This is a genomic window from Candidatus Symbiopectobacterium sp. NZEC127 (assembly GCF_025962675.1).
Lineage (GTDB): Bacteria > Pseudomonadota > Gammaproteobacteria > Enterobacterales > Enterobacteriaceae > Symbiopectobacterium.
Genome location: NZ_JAGFPG010000002.1, coordinates 680,050 through 696,848 on the forward strand (window position 1 = coordinate 680,050; position 16,799 = coordinate 696,848).

15 protein-coding genes are annotated in these 16,799 nt (G+C 57.5%); 10 read left to right on the forward strand and 5 right to left on the reverse strand.

All coding sequences use genetic code 11. From position 1 onward, the window contains the following. Positions 1-7: 7 nt before the first annotated feature. Complete coding sequence (locus J5069_RS13045; RefSeq protein ID WP_264644279.1) at positions 8-1,399, reverse strand: NAD-dependent succinate-semialdehyde dehydrogenase; 1,392 nt, start codon at positions 1,397-1,399, stop codon at positions 8-10. A gap of 265 nt (positions 1,400-1,664) precedes the next feature. Between J5069_RS13045 and J5069_RS13050 the strand changes: the two genes are divergently transcribed. Then, positions 1,665-2,408 carry an IclR family transcriptional regulator gene (locus J5069_RS13050; RefSeq protein ID WP_264644280.1) on the forward strand — a complete coding sequence of 248 codons (744 nt, stop codon included), beginning with the start codon at positions 1,665-1,667 and terminating at the stop codon, positions 2,406-2,408. 96 nt (positions 2,409-2,504) lie between these two features. Continuing rightward, positions 2,505-3,143 carry a YitT family protein gene (locus J5069_RS13055; RefSeq protein WP_264644281.1) on the forward strand — a complete coding sequence of 213 codons (639 nt, stop codon included), beginning with the start codon at positions 2,505-2,507 and terminating at the stop codon, positions 3,141-3,143. Here the strand turns inward: J5069_RS13055 and J5069_RS13060 are convergent. Next, positions 3,125-4,063 carry a LysR family transcriptional regulator gene (locus tag J5069_RS13060; RefSeq protein WP_264644282.1) on the reverse strand — a complete coding sequence of 313 codons (939 nt, stop codon included), beginning with the start codon at positions 4,061-4,063 and terminating at the stop codon, positions 3,125-3,127. The two genes, J5069_RS13055 and J5069_RS13060, sit on opposite strands and share 19 nt — an antisense overlap. A 178-nt stretch (positions 4,064-4,241) precedes the next feature. On the opposite strand from J5069_RS13060, the gene J5069_RS13065 reads away from it, so the two are divergent. Next, positions 4,242-5,411 carry a mandelate racemase/muconate lactonizing enzyme family protein gene (locus J5069_RS13065; protein WP_264644283.1) on the forward strand — a complete coding sequence of 390 codons (1,170 nt, stop codon included), beginning with the start codon at positions 4,242-4,244 and terminating at the stop codon, positions 5,409-5,411. A 41-nt stretch (positions 5,412-5,452) separates the two neighbouring features. On the opposite strand, the gene hutG is transcribed toward J5069_RS13065, so the two are convergent. Both hutG and hutI read right to left on the reverse strand, forming a co-directional pair. After that, positions 5,453-6,235, reverse strand: coding sequence for an N-formylglutamate deformylase (hutG, locus tag J5069_RS13070; protein WP_264644284.1), 783 nt, complete (start codon positions 6,233-6,235; stop codon positions 5,453-5,455). Further along, entirely contained in the window at positions 6,222-7,451 is a 1,230-nt protein-coding gene (gene hutI / locus J5069_RS13075; protein ID WP_264644285.1) for an imidazolonepropionase, read from the reverse strand. Before hutI ends, hutG begins: the two co-directional genes overlap by 14 nt. A gap of 191 nt (positions 7,452-7,642) precedes the next feature. Between hutI and J5069_RS13080 the strand changes: the two genes are divergently transcribed. Further along, positions 7,643-9,004 (forward strand): formimidoylglutamate deiminase, encoded by a 1,362-nt coding sequence (locus J5069_RS13080; protein ID WP_264644286.1) that lies wholly within the window; start codon positions 7,643-7,645, stop codon positions 9,002-9,004. Further along, complete coding sequence (locus tag J5069_RS13085; protein WP_264644287.1) at positions 9,004-9,582, forward strand: HutD family protein; 579 nt, start codon at positions 9,004-9,006, stop codon at positions 9,580-9,582. The genes J5069_RS13080 and J5069_RS13085 overlap by 1 nt, the downstream gene beginning before the upstream one ends. 6 nt (positions 9,583-9,588) lie before the next feature. Here the strand turns inward: J5069_RS13085 and hutC are convergent, their stop codons facing one another. Next, complete coding sequence (gene hutC, locus J5069_RS13090; RefSeq protein ID WP_413542229.1) at positions 9,589-10,344, reverse strand: histidine utilization repressor; 756 nt, start codon at positions 10,342-10,344, stop codon at positions 9,589-9,591. A gap of 385 nt (positions 10,345-10,729) precedes the next feature. On the opposite strand from hutC, the gene J5069_RS13095 reads away from it, so the two are divergent. The 5 genes from J5069_RS13095 to hutU all read left to right on the forward strand — a co-directional run bounded on the left by J5069_RS13095 (position 10,730) and on the right by hutU (position 16,780). Continuing rightward, positions 10,730-11,671: an ABC transporter substrate-binding protein gene (locus J5069_RS13095; protein ID WP_413542233.1), complete on the forward strand. Its 942-nt coding sequence runs from the start codon at positions 10,730-10,732 to the stop codon at positions 11,669-11,671. 97 nt (positions 11,672-11,768) lie between these two features. Next, positions 11,769-12,542 (forward strand): ABC transporter permease, encoded by a 774-nt coding sequence (locus J5069_RS13100; protein WP_195313864.1) that lies wholly within the window; start codon positions 11,769-11,771, stop codon positions 12,540-12,542. Further along, positions 12,542-13,327: an ABC transporter ATP-binding protein gene (locus J5069_RS13105; protein WP_264644289.1), complete on the forward strand. Its 786-nt coding sequence runs from the start codon at positions 12,542-12,544 to the stop codon at positions 13,325-13,327. The genes J5069_RS13100 and J5069_RS13105 overlap by 1 nt, the downstream gene beginning before the upstream one ends. A gap of 174 nt (positions 13,328-13,501) precedes the next feature. After that, on the forward strand, positions 13,502-15,046 hold the full coding sequence (gene hutH / locus J5069_RS13110; RefSeq protein WP_264644290.1) for a histidine ammonia-lyase: 1,545 nt from the start codon (positions 13,502-13,504) through the stop codon (positions 15,044-15,046). Positions 15,047-15,091: 45 nt separating this feature from the next. Then, positions 15,092-16,780, forward strand: a complete 1,689-nt coding sequence (gene hutU / locus J5069_RS13115) for a urocanate hydratase (RefSeq protein ID WP_264644291.1) — start codon at positions 15,092-15,094, stop codon at positions 16,778-16,780. Positions 16,781-16,799: the final 19 nt, after the last annotated feature.

Sequence of the window (16,799 nt, forward strand, 5' to 3'; positions counted from 1 at the left end):
CGTTTCCTTAAAATTCAGCATCAATATCAACAACAGAAATCAGTTTGTGGTTCACAAACTCTTTAATGCCCAGCCCGGTCAGCTCACGTCCATAACCGGAACGGCGGATCCCGCCAAACGGCAGATCGGCCTTCACGCGGGTTGGGTGGTTCACATACACCATCCCGGTGGACAGGCGGGTCGCGACTTCAGCCCCGTGTTTGCCGTTACGGGTGAACACTGAACCCCCAAGACCGAACGGTGAGTCGTTGGCAATACGTACCGCATCATCCTCATCTTTAGCACGGAACAGCATAGAGACCGGGCCAAAAAACTCCATATGGTAGGCGGGATTGTCTGGCGTAATGTCGGTGAGGATAGTCGGTTGTACGAAGGCACCCTGAGTCGGCACTTTCGGGCCCACTTCCAGCGCCGTTGCGCCGTGTGATACCGCCAGTTGGATCTTCTGTCTTACTTCATCAGCGGCCTGTTGGGAAGAGAGCGGAGCCAGCGTGGTGTTTTCATCCAACGGATCGCCGGTGCGTAATGCCGCAACGCCCTGGGTGTAGCGGTCGAGAAACGCGTCATACACCGCATCTTCAATAATCATTCGTTTGGAAGAGACGCACACCTGTCCGCCGTTCCAGTGGCGACCAAACACGGCCCACTTGACGGTTTTTTCCAGTTCGGCATCCTTCAATACCACGAAAGCATCGGCACCGCCCAATTCCAGCGTAGATTTTTTCAGCGCCAGTGCGGCCTGTTGGGCTACGGTGGCACCCGCGCCTTCCGAACCGGTCAACGCTACGCCCTGCACGCGCGGATCGTTGAGGATCATTTCGATGTGCTTACGGGTGGCATACAGATTGGTAAACGCCCCTTTAGGCAAACCGGCATCGTGCATCAGTTTTTCAAACCGGGCGGCACTTTGCGGCACGTTGGAGGCATGTTTCAACAGAATGGTGTTACCGGCAGAAAGCTGCGGTGCGATGATGCGCGCAATCTGATAGTAAGGGAAGTTCCACGGCTCGATAGCCAGCAGCACGCCCAGCGGCTCGTGCACAATCTGCGCGGTGGCTTCTTTCGGGTTGGCGACCGGCAGCGTTTCGGGAGCCAACAGGCCTTCTGCGTGCTTGACGTAGTACTCAAAAATTTGAGCGGATAGCTCCACTTCTGCCCGCGCTTCTGCGACCAGCTTGCCCATTTCCAGCGTCAGCAGGCGTGCCATCTCTTCTTTATGTTGACGCAGCAGCGTGGCGGCCTTTTGTAGAATGGCCCCTCGGGTGGAAAACGGGGTTTCTTTCCATGCCAGGAAAGCGTTGTGTGCTTGACTGATGGCGTCAGTGACTTCTGCGTCAGTGGCGTCGGGGAACGTTTTAATGACTTCACCCGTGTACGGGTTGATAGTGGCATATCCCACGGTAAACCTCCTGAAAACAAACTGTTCAAGATACCCGCGATCTTTTTCGTTGCCTGATAGGGTATCAACTGATAATTCACACCGTTTCAGGTTACTCCGCAGATAACATTCGGCTCCTGCCAGCATAGCGATGGCGAGAACGCTGCGAAGCACCTCTGACATCGTGATGGTGAAGCGATGCTATCCCGACGTCATCAAGCTATAATACGCTTAGCTAAAAACAATACAATATTAACCGCATTGCGATACAGTTTTGAGGCAAGTGATGAATAAAACGGCGGGGATACAGGTTATCTCCAGAGCAATCAAAATATTACGCCTGTTGCACGAACGGGGAACCAGCCTGGGCGAACTGGCGCGCTTGACGGATCTTCCTCGCTCAACGGTACAACGTATTGTCGATACGCTGGCGGCGGAACATTTGGTGGAGTGCGGCGAAGGCGGCGTGCGGTTGGGTTGGGGCATTAATGAGCTGGCGAGAAACGCCTATTCTGACGTGGCGGCACAGTTGCGCCACCCGCTCGAGCTGCTGTTTGAGAAGACGCGTGAAACGGTCGATATTTCAACCTTTCATGGTCGGGAAGTGATCTTCCTCGACAGAATTATCAGCGATCAGGCGGTGCGCGTAGTTCCGATACACGATCGTCCCAAACCGGTTTATGCCATGGCGAACGGCAAGGCGATGCTGTCGTTATTAACCGATGCGCAGATTACGGCACTGCTACACGATCAGATGCCTGCGTTAACGCCCCAGACGACGGTTTCGCTGCCAGCGCTGCTGCAACAGATAGCCGAAGTGCGTGCCAACGGCTTTTCTTACGACCGGGAAGAGCATGCGGAAGGCGTCTGTGCCGTTGGGATTGCGCTGCCGGTACCGGGAAGATCGGCGCACGCCTTGTCGGTGGTGCTTCCTTCCTACCGCTTTGCTGCTCGCCTTCCAGCTATCCAGCAGGCGCTGGAAGAGGTGCGACAAATGTGCCTGTGCATCCTTTCCCCGTGCAGCAAATAATGGGTGCATAGATATCAGGTGTTAATGGCATATAATGCATGTATAATCAATATATGTGGAATTATATGCTTTTCTTATGGCTAATGTGAGTCGATCATGAGGTCAGCGGCAGTGCCAACAAAAATCAATCCGCTGGCAACGGCACATACCTTAAAGGATGATATTTACGGATTGGCGCTGGGCGTGATGTTTATCGCCGTCGGCCTGAATTTGCTTAAATTTTCTGGCATGGTGACCGGCGGTATTGCCGGCATCGCACTGCTTATCTCCTACTATCTACCGCTCTCCATCGGGTTACTGTTCACTCTGGTCAACATCCCGTTTCTGGTGTTTTGCTATTTCAGCATGGGGCGCGCTTTCACGATAAAAACGTTGATTGTCAGCATCACGCTGGGGTTGGCGACGCAGGCGGTACCGATGTTAATCACTATCAGCTACCTGCATCCGCTGTTCGCCGCGTTGGTAGGCGGTACCTTTATCGGCATGGGGATACTTTCCCTCGCGCGCCATAATGCCTCTGTTGGCGGCACCGGTGTGGTGACGCTGTGGATGTATCGTCGCTTTGGCATCAACGCAGGCAAAAGCCAGATGGTGCTGGATGCGCTGGTGTTTCTTCTCTCTCTGATCAAAATGCCGTTGCTGCTGCTTTTGTGGTCCGCGCTCAGCGCGCTGGCAATGAATGCCATGCTGATGAACTGGCACAAACCGGGACGCTATCAGGGCGGTGACGCCTGATGTCCGGCGAGTACGCTCTCCCACAGCGTTTCTGCCCCTGTCGCTAGCCGTGCTGCCGGGCGATAGAGCCGGATATCCAGCGGGATCGTCCATTTCTCTTCGTGGCGGGCAGCCCGACAAATGGCTCCACTTTTCTCACTTTCAGCGGCCAGTGCGTGTGGCAGCCAGGCGACGCCTTCACCGGCTTTCACCAGCGCCAACAGCGTGGCAGCCAAATCGGACGTGAACACCGTCTCCATGGTGCGCGTCAGGCGGTGCAGCGGTGCGGTATTACTGATAATGCGCCCCAATCCAGAATCCGCGCTGTAGGCGAGAAACGGAAACCCTCCCGCGGCATCAACAGTCCACCGGGCATTGCGGGTACCGGCAGTGGGAATGCTATAGGGAATCAGCCGATCCTGACCGAGCGAAATGCTCATAAACTTCTGGCTTGGCAGGTGTAACTGCATATGCGGATGGTGATGGCACAGCAGAAATTGTGCGCCGCCCTGGGTCAGCATGCGTTCGCAGGCGTGCAGGGTGGCGGAAACCAACTGAAATGCGCCATCACGCGAGATATCGCTGTTGCTTCTCAGCCAATCGGGAATAAAGGTGAACGAGAGGGCATGGGTGGCGCACATAATGACCTCGGGCGCGCGCTGTTCTACGCTGTCGCGCGTTTCGCTGCGCAGGGCATAGAGTGCTCGAATCAGATCCGGTGCCTGATGAAAAAAGACCTCCCCCGCCTGAGTCAGCCGCGTGCCGCGCCGGTTGCGTTCAAACAGCGCCACGCCGACCCAGGCTTCCAGTGCCTGAATACGTCGACTGAATGCGGGCTGTGTCACATACCGTGCCGCCGCCGCTTTTGAAAAGTTGAGCGATTCGGCCAGTGCTATCCCGTCTTCCAACCAGGCCAGTTCTAAGTGATGCCGATTTGGCATTACAGCGCTCCTTTTTCGCATTGGTCATCCGCCGAGCAATGCCCCTACTATAGACGCTATGGCGTGCTTTAGGGCATTGCTCTCGCAGAATATGACATTTTTCATGTTAAGAAAACGGCATAACAGTGCGTGTAACAAGGGCTGGTTTTTGCCGCTGGCTTAGCGACCATCAGGAGATTTGGCTATGCGTATTATCGATGTGTGTGAAGTCACCAAACCCATCGCTTCCCCGATCAGAAATGCCTACATCGATTTTTCGCACATGACGACTAGCCTGGTCGCCGTCGTGACTGATGTGGTGCGCGATGGTCGACGGGTTGTCGGGTACGGGTTTAACTCCAACGGGCGCTATGGGCAGGGCGGTTTGATTCGCGAGCGCTTTCGTCCACGTATTCTGGAGGCTGACCCGGAAACGCTGCTTAATGCGCGCGGCGATAATCTCGATCCCGATCGGGTGTGGAACACCATGATGAAAAACGAAAAACCGGGTGGGCACGGTGAGCGCTCGGTGGCGGTAGGAACGCTGGACATGGCGATTTGGGATGCGACCGCCAAAATAGCCGGTATGCCGCTGTTTCATCTGCTGGCGGATAGTAAAGGTGTGCGCGCCAATCCGCGCGTGTTCGTTTACGCCGCGGGCGGTTACTACTATCCCGGCAAAGCGCTGGATGCCTTGAAGCAGGAGATGCGCAGCTACCTGCGTCGTGGTTACACCGTGGTGAAAATGAAGATTGGCGGCGCGTCGATAGAGGAAGACCGTCGGCGTATTGAAGCCGTGCTCGAAGAGATTGGCAGCGAGGCCCAGCTTGCCGTGGATGCCAATGGGCGTTTCGACCTGGAAACCGGCATCGCTTACGCCAAGATGCTGCGTGATTACCCGCTGTTTTGGTATGAAGAGGTGGGCGATCCGTTGGATTATGCCCTTCAGGCGGCGTTGAGTGAGTTCTATCCGGGGCCGATGGCCACGGGAGAAAATCTGTTCTCACATCAGGATGCGCGTAACTTGCTGCGTTATGGCGGTATGCGCCCGGACAGAGATTATCTGCAATTTGATTGCGCCCTGTCTTACGGCTTGTGTGAATACCTGCGCACGCTCGAGGTGCTGGAGCAGTTTGGCTGGTCGTCTGCACGCTGCATTCCACACGGTGGGCATCAAATGTCGCTGAATATTGCCGCCGGGTTGGGGTTGGGCGGCAATGAAAGCTATCCAGATCTGTTCCAGCCTTACGGCGGATTCCCCGATGCCGTGCGGGTGGATCAAGGGCATATTGTGATGCCGGAGCTGCCGGGCATTGGCTTTGAGGGCAAAAGCGATTTGATCGCCGAAATGCGCGCGCTGGCGGAATAAACAGTATGTTCAGGCTGGCGAGTGGCGCCAGCCTGAAACGGTCAGAAACAGGCCAGATAGCTTTCCAGCAGCTTTTTTAACTGAACCTGCAAGGCTGCCGCTTTCTCTGCATGCCAGGCAAAGGGCGCTTGCTCTTCCATGTAGTTACACTGTGCCAATTCCAACTGCACTGCATGTTGCTGTTGCGCGGGTTGCCCGTAGGCGCGGGTGATGTAGCCGCCCTTGAAACGCCCGTTAATCACCCAACGGTATTGCTCCTGCGCGTCACAGCATGCGCGTATTGCGGCTTCCACCGCGCTGGAACAACTTTCGCCACCGTTGGTGCCGATATTCAAATCGGGCAGCTTGCCGTCAAACAGACGCGGAATGTGTGAGGCGATGGAGTGGGCATCGAACAGCAGCGCATAGCCGTAACGCGCTTTCAGGCGAGCGAGTTCTTGCTGGATTTGCTGGTGATAGGGCTGCCAGATATGTTGCAGGTAGCCGTTACGCTGCTCGGGCGTCGGTGTTTTACCCGCGACAAAAGTAGGCGTGCCGACAAACAAGGTGCTGGGAAACAGTCCTGTGGTGGCGCTGGCGTAAAGCGGCGTATCGTCGGCGGGGCGATTAAGATCGACCACCATGCGCGAATAGTGGCCCACCAATACGCTGGCTCCCATCCCGCGCACAAAATCATACAGCTGGGGAATATGCCAATCGGTATCCGGCTGAAGGCGCGCGGCATCACTCAGCCCATCTTCGACTTCAGGCGTGAGACGGGTTCCCGCGTGGGGAATACTGACCAGCAACGGCAGCGTGCCGCTTTGAAAATCAAACGGTTCCATGACGAACACTCCCTCGATAAACGGTGGTACAGGGTAACTGCCCCCCCAGCCAATAGGTTAATTCTGCCGGACGCGCTAGCGGCCAGTGTACAAAATCGGCCACTTTGCCGATTTCCAGCGATCCATGGCTCGCTTGCAGTCCCAGCGCTTTAGCTGCGTGGTAGGTGACCCCCGCCAACGCTTCTTCCGGTGTGAGCCGAAACAGGGTGCACGCCATATTGAGCATCAGACGCAGAGAAAGGGCCGGTGAGGTACCGGGATTGGCATCGCTGGCGATAGCCATGGGCACGCCGTACTGGCGCAGCAACTCCACCGGCGGTCGCTGCGTTTCGCGCAGCAGGTAAAAAGCACCCGGCAACAGCACGGCAACCGTACCGCTGGCGGCCATGGCCTGAACGTCTGCTTCCGTCAGGTATTCCAGATGATCGGCAGAGAGCGCATGGTAGCGCGCCGCCAAGGCGCTTCCGCCCAGAGCGGAGAGCTGTTCCGCGTGCAGTTTTACCGGCAGCCCCAACTGGGTGGCGGTGTTAAACAGCGTTTCAACCTGCGCGGGTGAAAATGCCAGATGCTCGCAGAATGCATCCACGGCATCGGCCAACTGCTCGCGCGCGACCCGCGGCAGCAACCGATCGCAAAGTGTGGTGATCCATGCGTCGGCGCGCCCTGTATATTCCGGTGGCACTGCATGGGCTGCCAGACAGGTAGCCACCACCTGCACGGGCACCTGCGCAGCCAACTGGCGTATGGCGCGTAGCATTTTTATTTCACTGTCGATATCCAACCCATAGCCGGATTTGATTTCGACGGTGGTGACGCCTTCGGCCAACATCAAGGCTAATCGTTGTCGTGCGCTTTCCACCAACTGCTGTTCCGTTGCGGCACGAGTGGCACGCACGGTGGAGAGAATCCCGCCGCCGTTGGCCGCGATGTCGGCATAGCTTACGCCATTGAGACGTTGCTCGAATTCGTCGCTGCGATCGCCACCGAACATCAGGTGAGTATGGCAATCAATAAAGCCCGGCGTAAGGATGCCGCCGTCGAAGTGGGTGGTGCTAGCGGCGTCGTAGGCCGGTAGCTGTGCCCGTGGCCCAGCCCAGGCGATCTTGCCCTCTGCTACTGCCAGCGCGCCATCATGAATGATCTGGTAGCGTCCATCGCGCAGGGTGACGAGATCTGCACCAAGCCATAGGCTGTCGCAGGATAATCGTTGAGTCATGATGTCACTCTTCTTGTATATACAACCAAAGACAAGCTAACCTACCCGCACCGGGACGACAAGGGGCGCAGGATAGCTTTTTCTTATTGTGACCATAATAATTCACTATAGTCGTTGGCCGGTGAGCTGGTGTATGTATAGGTATAGACAACCAGTAACACAACTCAAACCACAACCGTAAAGGATCAACCATGCCGAGCTTCTTCGCTCCGCGCGCCCTGTTGCCGCAGGGATGGGCGCGCGATGTCCGCATTGCCGTTTCCGCCGAGGGCGTGATTACTGACGTCGTGCAAAATGCCACGCCAGAAGAAACGCAGCCTTTGCCGGGCATCGTGCTGCCTGCGATGGCGAACCTGCATTCGCATGCTTTTCAGCGCGCGATGGCAGGGCTGGCAGAGGTGGCGGGCGATCCGCAAGACAGTTTCTGGACCTGGCGCGATCTGATGTACCGGCTGGTGGGCCACCTGACGCCGGAACAGGTCGGTGCTATTGCCAGCCGACTCTATATCGAGATGTTGAAAGGGGGCTATACCCAGGTTGCTGAATTTCACTACCTGCATCACGACCCGGCCGGGCAGCCTTACGCGCAGGATGACATGCTGCTGCAACTGATGACGGCGGCAGAGCGCGCGGGCATCGGCCAAACTCTGTTGCCAGTGCTCTACAGCTACGCCGGTTTTGGTGCCCAGCCTGCGCTGCCGGGGCAACGGCGTTTCATCCAGCATACCGAGCACTATTTAGCCCAGCAGCAGCGATTGGCAACGCTGTTACGGGATAAGCCGTTGCACACGGCAGGGATTTGTTTTCACTCGCTGCGTGCCGTCAGTGAAAGCCAAATCAACGACGTGCTGGCAGCCATGCCCGCGACGTTGCCGGTGCACATTCACATTGCCGAGCAGATGAAAGAGGTAGAAGACTGTGTGGCGTGGAGCGGCGAACGGCCCGTGAACTGGCTGTACGATCGCTTCGCAGTGAATGAGCGCTGGACGTTAATTCATGCCACGCATCTGGATGAACGCGAGCTACAGCGCGTAGCGGCCAGCGGAGCCATTGTGGGCCTGTGCCCGACCACAGAGGCCAACCTTGGCGATGGCATCTTTGCGCTGGACCGGTATGTCGCACTGGGCGGTCGCTGGGGCATCGGTTCAGACAGCCATGTCTCATTGAACCTGCTGGAAGAGCTGCGCTGGTTGGAATATGCGCAACGCTTGCGTGACAGACGGCGTAACCGGGTGGTGACGCCTGACCAGCCTGCGGTCGGAGAAGTGCTTTATCGGCAGGCGCTGGCGGGCGGCGCGGCAGCCTGTGGGGTTGCCATCGGCGCGCTGGCTCCGGGTTATCGCGCCGATTGGCTGGTGCTGGAGGATAATGCCTGGTTGCACGGTCTACCGGACCGCGCGCTGCTCAATCGCTGGCTGTTTGCCGGTGAGCGCCAGCAGATTCGCGATGTGTGGGTTGCCGGGAAACAGGTAATCGATCAGGGGCGTCATGCGTTGGATGATGAATCTGGCCGCCAGTTCGCCATGGTCATGGATGCGTTGGGGAGCCTCTGATGCGATTTTTTGATGTGAACACCTTGCCAGTCAGCCGTTGGCGCAATGGCGGCGGAGAAACGCGGGAAATTATCAGCGTGCCAGCGGTGGAGGGGGACGAATTTGCCTGGCGCGCCAGTATTGCCACTATTGCGCAGGCCGGTGACTTTTCTGCCTTTCCGGGCGTTGATCGCATTATTACCTTGCTGGAAGGCTCCGGTGTTTCGCTGCGCTTTCCGGCTTTTTCGCACCGTTTGCGGCGCGGCGAGCCGCTGTTTTTTGCCGGTGAAACGCCGCTTTCCGCCACGCCGATCGTTGCGCAAGACGGGGATGCTGCCAACCGGGATTTTAATATCATGACCCGGCGCGACAGTCATTATGCCACCGTGATGGCGGTGCGTGATGCGATGTCACTGGGCGCGCAGGAAGCCGGCGTGCTCTATGTGATGGACGGCCGCTGGCGCATTGGTGAGGAAATCTGTCAGGCGGGACAAGGCGTGTGGTGGACAAGCCAACAGCCTCAACGCGATCTCACGCCACTGACTGAGGATGCCTGGTTGCTCTACACCGCAGTATTTCGCCGCGAGAGCAACCCCTGACAGCCATCAGCCGTGGGTCTTGAAACGGCCCAGCAGGCGATAGCGTGAACCGGGATAGATAAGGCGAGCGACGGTAACAATACGTGCGTCGTGCCAGGTACGGCGGCGGATCATCAGGCACGGCTCTTGCGGATCTAACGCCAACACCTGGCGCTGGTGGTCGTCAGGAATAAAAGCTTCCACGATGTGTTCACCGGCGGTGAGCGGTGCCACCTGACTGAGATAGGTGTAGGGGGTGCGGGTGGTGAAATCCTGTTGCAGATAGTCCGGCGCTTCCACCGGATTGACGTAGCGATCTTCCAGTTGGACCGGAAGATCGTTTTCGTAATGGACGATCTGTGAATGGAACAGCGTTTGCCCCGGCGAGATATCAAACTGTTCTGCCAGCTCACTTTCCGCTTTCAGGCTTTGCAGCGCCAATACGCGACTGCTGTGGCGATGCCCACGTTCGGCAATCTCTTCGGCGATATTGCGCACTTCCAGCATGGCCGCGTAGGCCTTGATCTCCGCGACAAAGGTACCGACCCCTTGCATGCGCAGCAAAAAGCCTTCACTGGTCAGCTCGCGCAGCGCGCGGTTAATCGTCATACGGCTAACGCCGAGCTCGTTGACCAACTCGCTCTCTGACGGAATACGCTGGTGCGGCTGCCAGGCACCGGTGCGAATCTGGCTGATAATCGCCTGCTTGACCCGTTGATAGATGGGGGCAGGTATATCGCTCATGGCGCCTGCAAGTTGCGATGCGCGTTGCTGTGTCACCACCGTGTTCTCCTTGACCCTACGCTTTTGTGCAGTGTAGCGAATTTTATGCGCGTATGTATATGTATAGACAATAGTGCAAGGACAGTGCTGTGCTGCTGATGACCGGTTATGCAGGGCGGCAAGCGTGTTTCTGCGAGCTGCCTCGTTAATGGCGAATCATCATGGTGCGCCAAAGGGGAGCAATGCACTATTCTGGAACCTGCTTTCCTGCATGAAACTTTCACACTATTCCCGCCAATAAAGGGCTAAACGCCGCTTCTGTGGCATTGGCACATTGCTTGCTAGGTTGTCTATACAAGTTTGGACAATAACGTTGGCACAGTTTGCCGCATGGGTAATGACTTCTCTCACAGGAGCGGAACGAATGAACAAAGCACGAGGTAACATGGGCTGGAAAGCGACCCTGATGGCGCTTTGCATGGTATCGGCAGGCGTGGCGCAGGCGGCAGATACGCCGGTGGCGATCGGTATTTCTGGCTGGACCGGTTTTGCGCCGCTGACGCTGGCCGATAAAGCCGGCATCTTCAAGAAGCACGGACTGGATGTGTCGATCAAAATGATCCCACAAAAAGATCGCCATCTGGCTGTGGCCTCCGGTGCGATTCAATGTGCCGCCACCACGGTGGAAACCTATGTCGCCTGGAACGCCAACGGCGTACCGATCAAACAGATTGTGCAGTTGGATAAATCCTATGGCGCTGACGGCTTGGCGGTGCGTGGCCCAATCAGTGATATCAAATCGTTGAAAGGCAAAACCGTTGGCGTCGATGCACCGGGCACTTCACCGTACTTTGCGCTGGCGTGGATCCTGGATAAAAACGGCATGACGCTGAAAGACGTGAAGACGGCAACGCTCTCGCCACAGGCTGCCGCACAGGCGCTGCTCGCCGGGCAAAACGATGCTGCCATGACCTATGAACCCTATCTCTCCTCGGTGCGCGACAAGCCTGAAAGCGGCAAGATCATCGCCACCACGCTCGATTACCCGATGGTGATGGATACGCTCGGCTGTACGCCGGATTTCCTCGCGAAAAATCCGCAGGCTGCCAAAGCATTGGTAGAAAGCTATTTCGATGCGCTGGAAATGATCAAGGCCGAGCCGGAAAAATCTTACGAAATCATGGGCGCCGCGGTGAAATCCAGCGGAGCGGATTTTGCTAAATCAGCCAACTATCTGCGCTGGCAGGACCGGGAACAGAACCGCAAATTCTTTAGCGGCGAGATTGAGACCTTCAGCAACGAAGCGGCCAAACTGCTGCTGAAAATGGGCGTGATTCGCAAGATCCCTGATATCAGCACCCTGTATGACGCCAGCTACGTGAAATAAGGATATTGGCATGATGAGTGATTCTCGCGCGACTGACAAACTGCCCTTGCCGCCTGCGGCGTTACCTGACGCCGCACCGCGCTGGCACAATCCGTTGATGGTGCCGCTGCGGCCGGTTGCCGTGCGGCTGCGCGTGGCGCTTGGGGTGGCCTTTTTTGTCCTGTTTTTTGCCCTGTGGGGAATGGTGACGTTCAGCGGTTCGGTGTCACCCACCTTTCTAGCCGATCCGCTGACCATGCTGCGTGAAGGGGCGATCCTCTTCACCCAGTATAACTTCTCTGAAGATATCGCCATGACGGTGATGCGCGTGTTGGCAGGGTTCCTGCTGGCCGCGATCATCGGTGTCCCGCTCGGTATTCTGATGGGCGCGTACAAGCTGTGCGAGGCATTTTTCGAACCCTTTGTGTCGTTTTGCCGCTATTTACCCGCATCTGCGTTTATCCCTCTGTTGATCCTGTGGGCAGGCATCGGTGAGATGCAGAAGATTCTGGTGATCTTTATTGGCTCCTTCTTTCAAATCGTGTTGATGGTGGCGGTAGCGGTCGGGGCTGCGCGTCGCGATCTGGTGGAAGCGGCCTACACGCTGGGATGCAGCAACGGTAGCGTGGTGCGACGCGTGCTGATCCCCGGTGCGGCACCGGAAATTGCCGAGCTGCTGCGGCTGGTGCTCGGGTGGGCGTGGACTTACGTGATTGTTGCTGAGCTGATTGGCTCATCGAGTGGTATCGGCCACATGATTGTGGACAGTCAGGCACTGCTGAATACCGGACAGATCATCTTTGGCATTATCGTCATCGGGGTGATTGGCCTGCTGTCGGATTTTCTGTTCAAGGCGATGAACCGACGCCTGTTTTCCTGGAGCTTATTGTAATGTCCTACAGCAAAGTAGCGGTACGTCAGGTCGAGCGCATCTTTACCGGCCCGCGCGGCGAACAGACTCAGGCGCTGTTGCCCGTCGATTATCAGGTACAGGAAAACGACTTCATCACCATTCTCGGGCCGTCCGGATGCGGTAAATCCACCCTGTTGCGCATCATCGCCGGGTTGGATTCGCCGACCAGCGGCGAAGTGTGGCTCGATGGCGCGCTGGTGGAAGGGCCGGGCGCGGATCGCGGAATGGTGTTTCAAAGCTATACGCTGTTTCCCTGGCTGACGGTGGCGCAAAACATCTGCTTTGGTTTGCAGGAGCGCGGCATCAGCAAGGCGCAGCAGCAGGAGCGTTGTGACTACTACATTCATCAGGTTGGCCTGAAAGGCTTTGAGCATCACTATCCGCGCCAGCTTTCTGGCGGCATGCAGCAACGTACCGCGATTGCGCGTGCACTGGCAAACGATCCCAAAGTATTGCTGATGGATGAACCTTTTGGCGCGCTGGATAACCAAACGCGCGTCATGATGCAGGAACTTTTACTTTCGGTGTGGGAAGCGTCACGAAAGACGGTGATGTTTGTCACGCACGATATTGATGAAGCTATCTTTATGGGTAACCGAGTAGCGATTTTTAGTGCTCGCCCGGGACGCATCAAAACCGAAGTGGCGGTTGCCTTTGACGGGCATCGTGATTACACCCTGAAAACCTCGCCGGAATTTATGGCGCTCAAAGCGCGGGTGACCGAAGAGATACGTGCCGAAACGCTCCAGGCGTTGGCGCATTAGAAACTTCCGTCATTCCCGCGAAGGCGGGAATCTCTTGCAGGTGAAACGCGTTTCTTCTGGCAGAGATCCCCGGCTTTCGCCGAGGATGACGAGGGGTAAAGTGATTTTATAAGCAACTTCGAAACGCCCATGGCGTTTTTACTTCAGCTTAACTTGTCTATACAGGAATAGATTATGACAACAACACCCCTGTCGATTTGCCTCACTCCCGGCGCGGTCGATCTGGCGACGCTGCGGGCGATTTATCACGGTGGCGTCACGCTGACGCTCGCCGAAGAGGCCTGGGCTGATGTGGATGCCGCGTGCCAGCAGGTGGCGGATATCGTGCGGCAGAATCGGGTGGTCTATGGCATCAATACCGGGTTTGGCAAGCTGGTAAGCACCTCCATTCCGGCCGACCGTCTGGCGGAGTTGCAACGCAACCTGGTGCTGTCGCACAGCGTCGGCGTGGGTGAACTGCTGCCTGATAACGTGCTGCGTCTGGTGATGGCAACCAAAGTGGTCAGTCTGGCGCGGGGCCATTCCGGCGTGCGCCGTCAGGTGATAGAAACCTTGCTGACGTTGTTTAATGCGGGCGTGATGCCGTGCGTGCCGGAAAAAGGCTCGGTAGGGGCCTCGGGTGATTTGGCTCCGTTGGCCCATATGTCGCTGATGCTGCTGGGAGAAGGGCAGGTCAAAATCAATGGTGCACTGCTACCGGCACGAGAAGGGCTGGCGCTGGCTGGCGTCGAGCCGCTGGTGCTGGGGCCGAAAGAAGGGTTGGCGCTGCTCAACGGGACGCAAGTTTCCACCTCGCTTGCTCTGCGCGGCCTGTTTGGCGCAGAGCAGGTGCTTGGGGCCGGTCTGGTTGCCGGTGCACTGTCGCTGGAGGCTATTCGCGGTTCGGCCAAACCATTTGATTCGCGTATCCATAAAGCGCGCGGCCAACTGGGTCAGATTGCGGTGGCAGCGGCGATGGATACGCTGCTCAAAGGCAGCGGCATCATGGATTCGCATATTCACTGTGGCCGGGTGCAGGATCCCTATTCCATTCGTTGTATTCCGCAAGTGATGGGGGCCTGTCTGGATAACCTGACGCATGCGGCGCGCATTCTGCAAATTGAAGCCAACGCGGCGTCTGACAACCCGCTGGTGTTTACCGACAACGGTGATGTGATTTCTGGCGGTAACTTCCATGCCGAACCGGTGGCATTCGCCGCTGACATTATTGCTCTTGCCGTCGCGGAAATTGGCGCGATTTCTGAACGCCGTTTGGCGCTGTTGCTGGATACTGGACTGTCGGCACTGCCGCCCTTCCTGGTGGCTGAAGGCGGCGTGAACTCTGGCTTTATGATAGCCCAAGTGACTGCTGCCGCCTTGGCATCGGAAAACAAATCGCTGGCACACCCCGGCAGCGTTGACAGCCTGCCGACCTCCGCCAATCAGGAAGATCACGTCTCGATGGCTACTTACGCGGCCCGTCGTTTAGGTGCGATGTGTGACAACACGGCGGCCGTGGTGGGTATTGAGGCTATGGCGGCCGCGCAGGGTATCGAATTCCACCGCCCGTTACGCAGTTCCACCTTGCTGGAACAAGAGTTGGCGCGCATTCGTCAGGCGGTGACTTTCCTCGATAAAGACCGCTATCTGGCACCGGATATCGCCGCCATGTGTCGCTGGGCAAGCCAGGCCGAGTGGCCGGAACAGGTGGCTGCATTGCTGCCTTCTCGCGCCCAGTGATCTGACAGGCTACGGACATTAACCGAATATCAAAGGAACAGCATTATGACCTCATCTGTAGAACAGACGGGTGCGCGTGAAGTGAGAGCACCCCGCGGCAGTGAACTGCATTGTGAAAACTGGCTGATCGAAGCGGCGTACCGCATGATCCAGAATAACCTGGATCCGGACGTGGCCGAGCGGCCCGAAGATCTGGTGGTGTACGGTGGGATTGGCAAGGCAGCGCGTAACTGGGCCTGCTTTGACGCGATTTTAGCCTCTCTGCGCGCCCTCAAAGGGGATGAAACGCTGTTGGTGCAGTCCGGTAAACCGGTGGGGGTGTTCCGTACCCATGAAAACGCGCCGCGCGTGCTGATCGCCAACTCGAATCTGGTGCCGCACTGGGCCAACTGGGATCACTTCAATAAGCTGGACCGTGACGGATTGATGATGTACGGCCAGATGACAGCGGGTTCATGGATCTACATCGGCGCGCAGGGCATTGTGCAGGGAACCTACGAAACCTTCGCCGAAGCAGGACAGCAGCACTACAACGGCGATTTGCGCGGGCGTTGGATCCTGACTGCCGGCTTGGGCGGCATGGGCGGTGCGCAGCCGCTGGCGGGGGTGCTGGCCGGTGCCAGCGTGCTGGCGATCGAGTGCCAGGAGTCTCGTATCGATTTTCGCCTGCGCACACGTTATCTCGATTACAAAGCTACCGATCTGGATGAGGCGCTGGCGATGATCGATGAAGCGTGCAAAGCGGGACGCGCCATTTCTGTGGGCCTGCTGGGTAACGCGGCGGACGTGGTGCCGGAGCTGGTGAAACGCGCCAAGGCCGGTGGTATGCGTCCGGATATCGTGACCGATCAAACCTCGGCGCACGATCCGATTAACGGCTATCTGCCGCAAGGGTGGGACGTGGCGCACTGGACAGAGATGCGCACCCGCGATCCGAAGGCGGTAGAAAAGGCAGCCAAAGCCTCAATGGCGGTGCATGTGCAGGCGATGCTGGAATTCCACCATATGGGCATCCCGACAGTGGATTACGGTAACAACATCCGCCAGATGGCGCTGGAACAGGGCGTGGCTAACGCGTTCGATTTCCCCGGTTTTGTACCTGCCTATATTCGCCCGTTGTTCTGCCAGGGCAAAGGCCCGTTCCGTTGGGTGGCGCTGTCTGGCGACCCGGAGGATATCGCGCGTACCGATGCCAAGCTTAAAGCACTGTTTCCCGAGAATACGTCGTTACACCGCTGGCTCGACATGGCGCAAGAGCGCATCGCCTTCCAGGGATTACCGGCGCGCATTTGCTGGCTGGGATTGGGCGAGCGCCATCTGGCCGGGCTGGCTTTCAATGAAATGGTGCGCAATGGTGAGCTGAAAGCGCCGATTGTGATTGGCCGCGATCATCTGGATTGCGGATCGGTTGCCTCACCCAATCGGGAAACCGAAGCGATGCGTGATGGCTCGGATGCGGTATCCGACTGGCCGCTGCTCAATGCGTTGTTAAACACGGCGGGTGGCGCAACCTGGGTCAGCCTGCATCACGGCGGTGGCGTTGGCATGGGCTTCTCACAGCATGCGGGCACGGTGATCGTGTGTGACGGCAGCGAACAGGCCGATGAGCGTCTGGCGCGCGTGCTGTGGAACGATCCGGCTACGGGCGTGATGCGCCACGCGGATGCGGGCTATGAGAGTGCTATCGCGTGTGCTGCACAGCATGGGTTGAACTTGCCGATGGTGAAGGGTTAACCGAGCGCGCCGCTGAGGT

Bases quoted from the DNA above. Each gene is read 5' to 3' on its own strand.
- J5069_RS13050 (WP_264644280.1), top strand. From the start codon at position 1,665: ATGAATAAAACGGCGGGGATACAGGTTATCTCCAGAGCAATCAAAATA.
- J5069_RS13055 (WP_264644281.1), top strand. From the start codon at position 2,505: ATGAGGTCAGCGGCAGTGCCAACAAAAATCAATCCGCTGGCAACGGCA.
- J5069_RS13060 (WP_264644282.1), bottom strand. From the start codon at position 4,063: ATGCCAAATCGGCATCACTTAGAACTGGCCTGGTTGGAAGACGGGATA.
- hutG (WP_264644284.1), bottom strand. From the start codon at position 6,235: ATGGAACCGTTTGATTTTCAAAGCGGCACGCTGCCGTTGCTGGTCAGT.
- hutI (WP_264644285.1), bottom strand. From the start codon at position 7,451: ATGACTCAACGATTATCCTGCGACAGCCTATGGCTTGGTGCAGATCTC.
- J5069_RS13080 (WP_264644286.1), top strand. From the start codon at position 7,643: ATGCCGAGCTTCTTCGCTCCGCGCGCCCTGTTGCCGCAGGGATGGGCG.
- J5069_RS13085 (WP_264644287.1), top strand. From the start codon at position 9,004: ATGCGATTTTTTGATGTGAACACCTTGCCAGTCAGCCGTTGGCGCAAT.
- J5069_RS13095 (WP_413542233.1), top strand. From the start codon at position 10,730: ATGGGCTGGAAAGCGACCCTGATGGCGCTTTGCATGGTATCGGCAGGC.
- J5069_RS13100 (WP_195313864.1), top strand. From the start codon at position 11,769: ATGGTGCCGCTGCGGCCGGTTGCCGTGCGGCTGCGCGTGGCGCTTGGG.
- J5069_RS13105 (WP_264644289.1), top strand. From the start codon at position 12,542: ATGTCCTACAGCAAAGTAGCGGTACGTCAGGTCGAGCGCATCTTTACC.
- hutH (WP_264644290.1), top strand. From the start codon at position 13,502: ATGACAACAACACCCCTGTCGATTTGCCTCACTCCCGGCGCGGTCGAT.
- hutU (WP_264644291.1), top strand. From the start codon at position 15,092: ATGACCTCATCTGTAGAACAGACGGGTGCGCGTGAAGTGAGAGCACCC.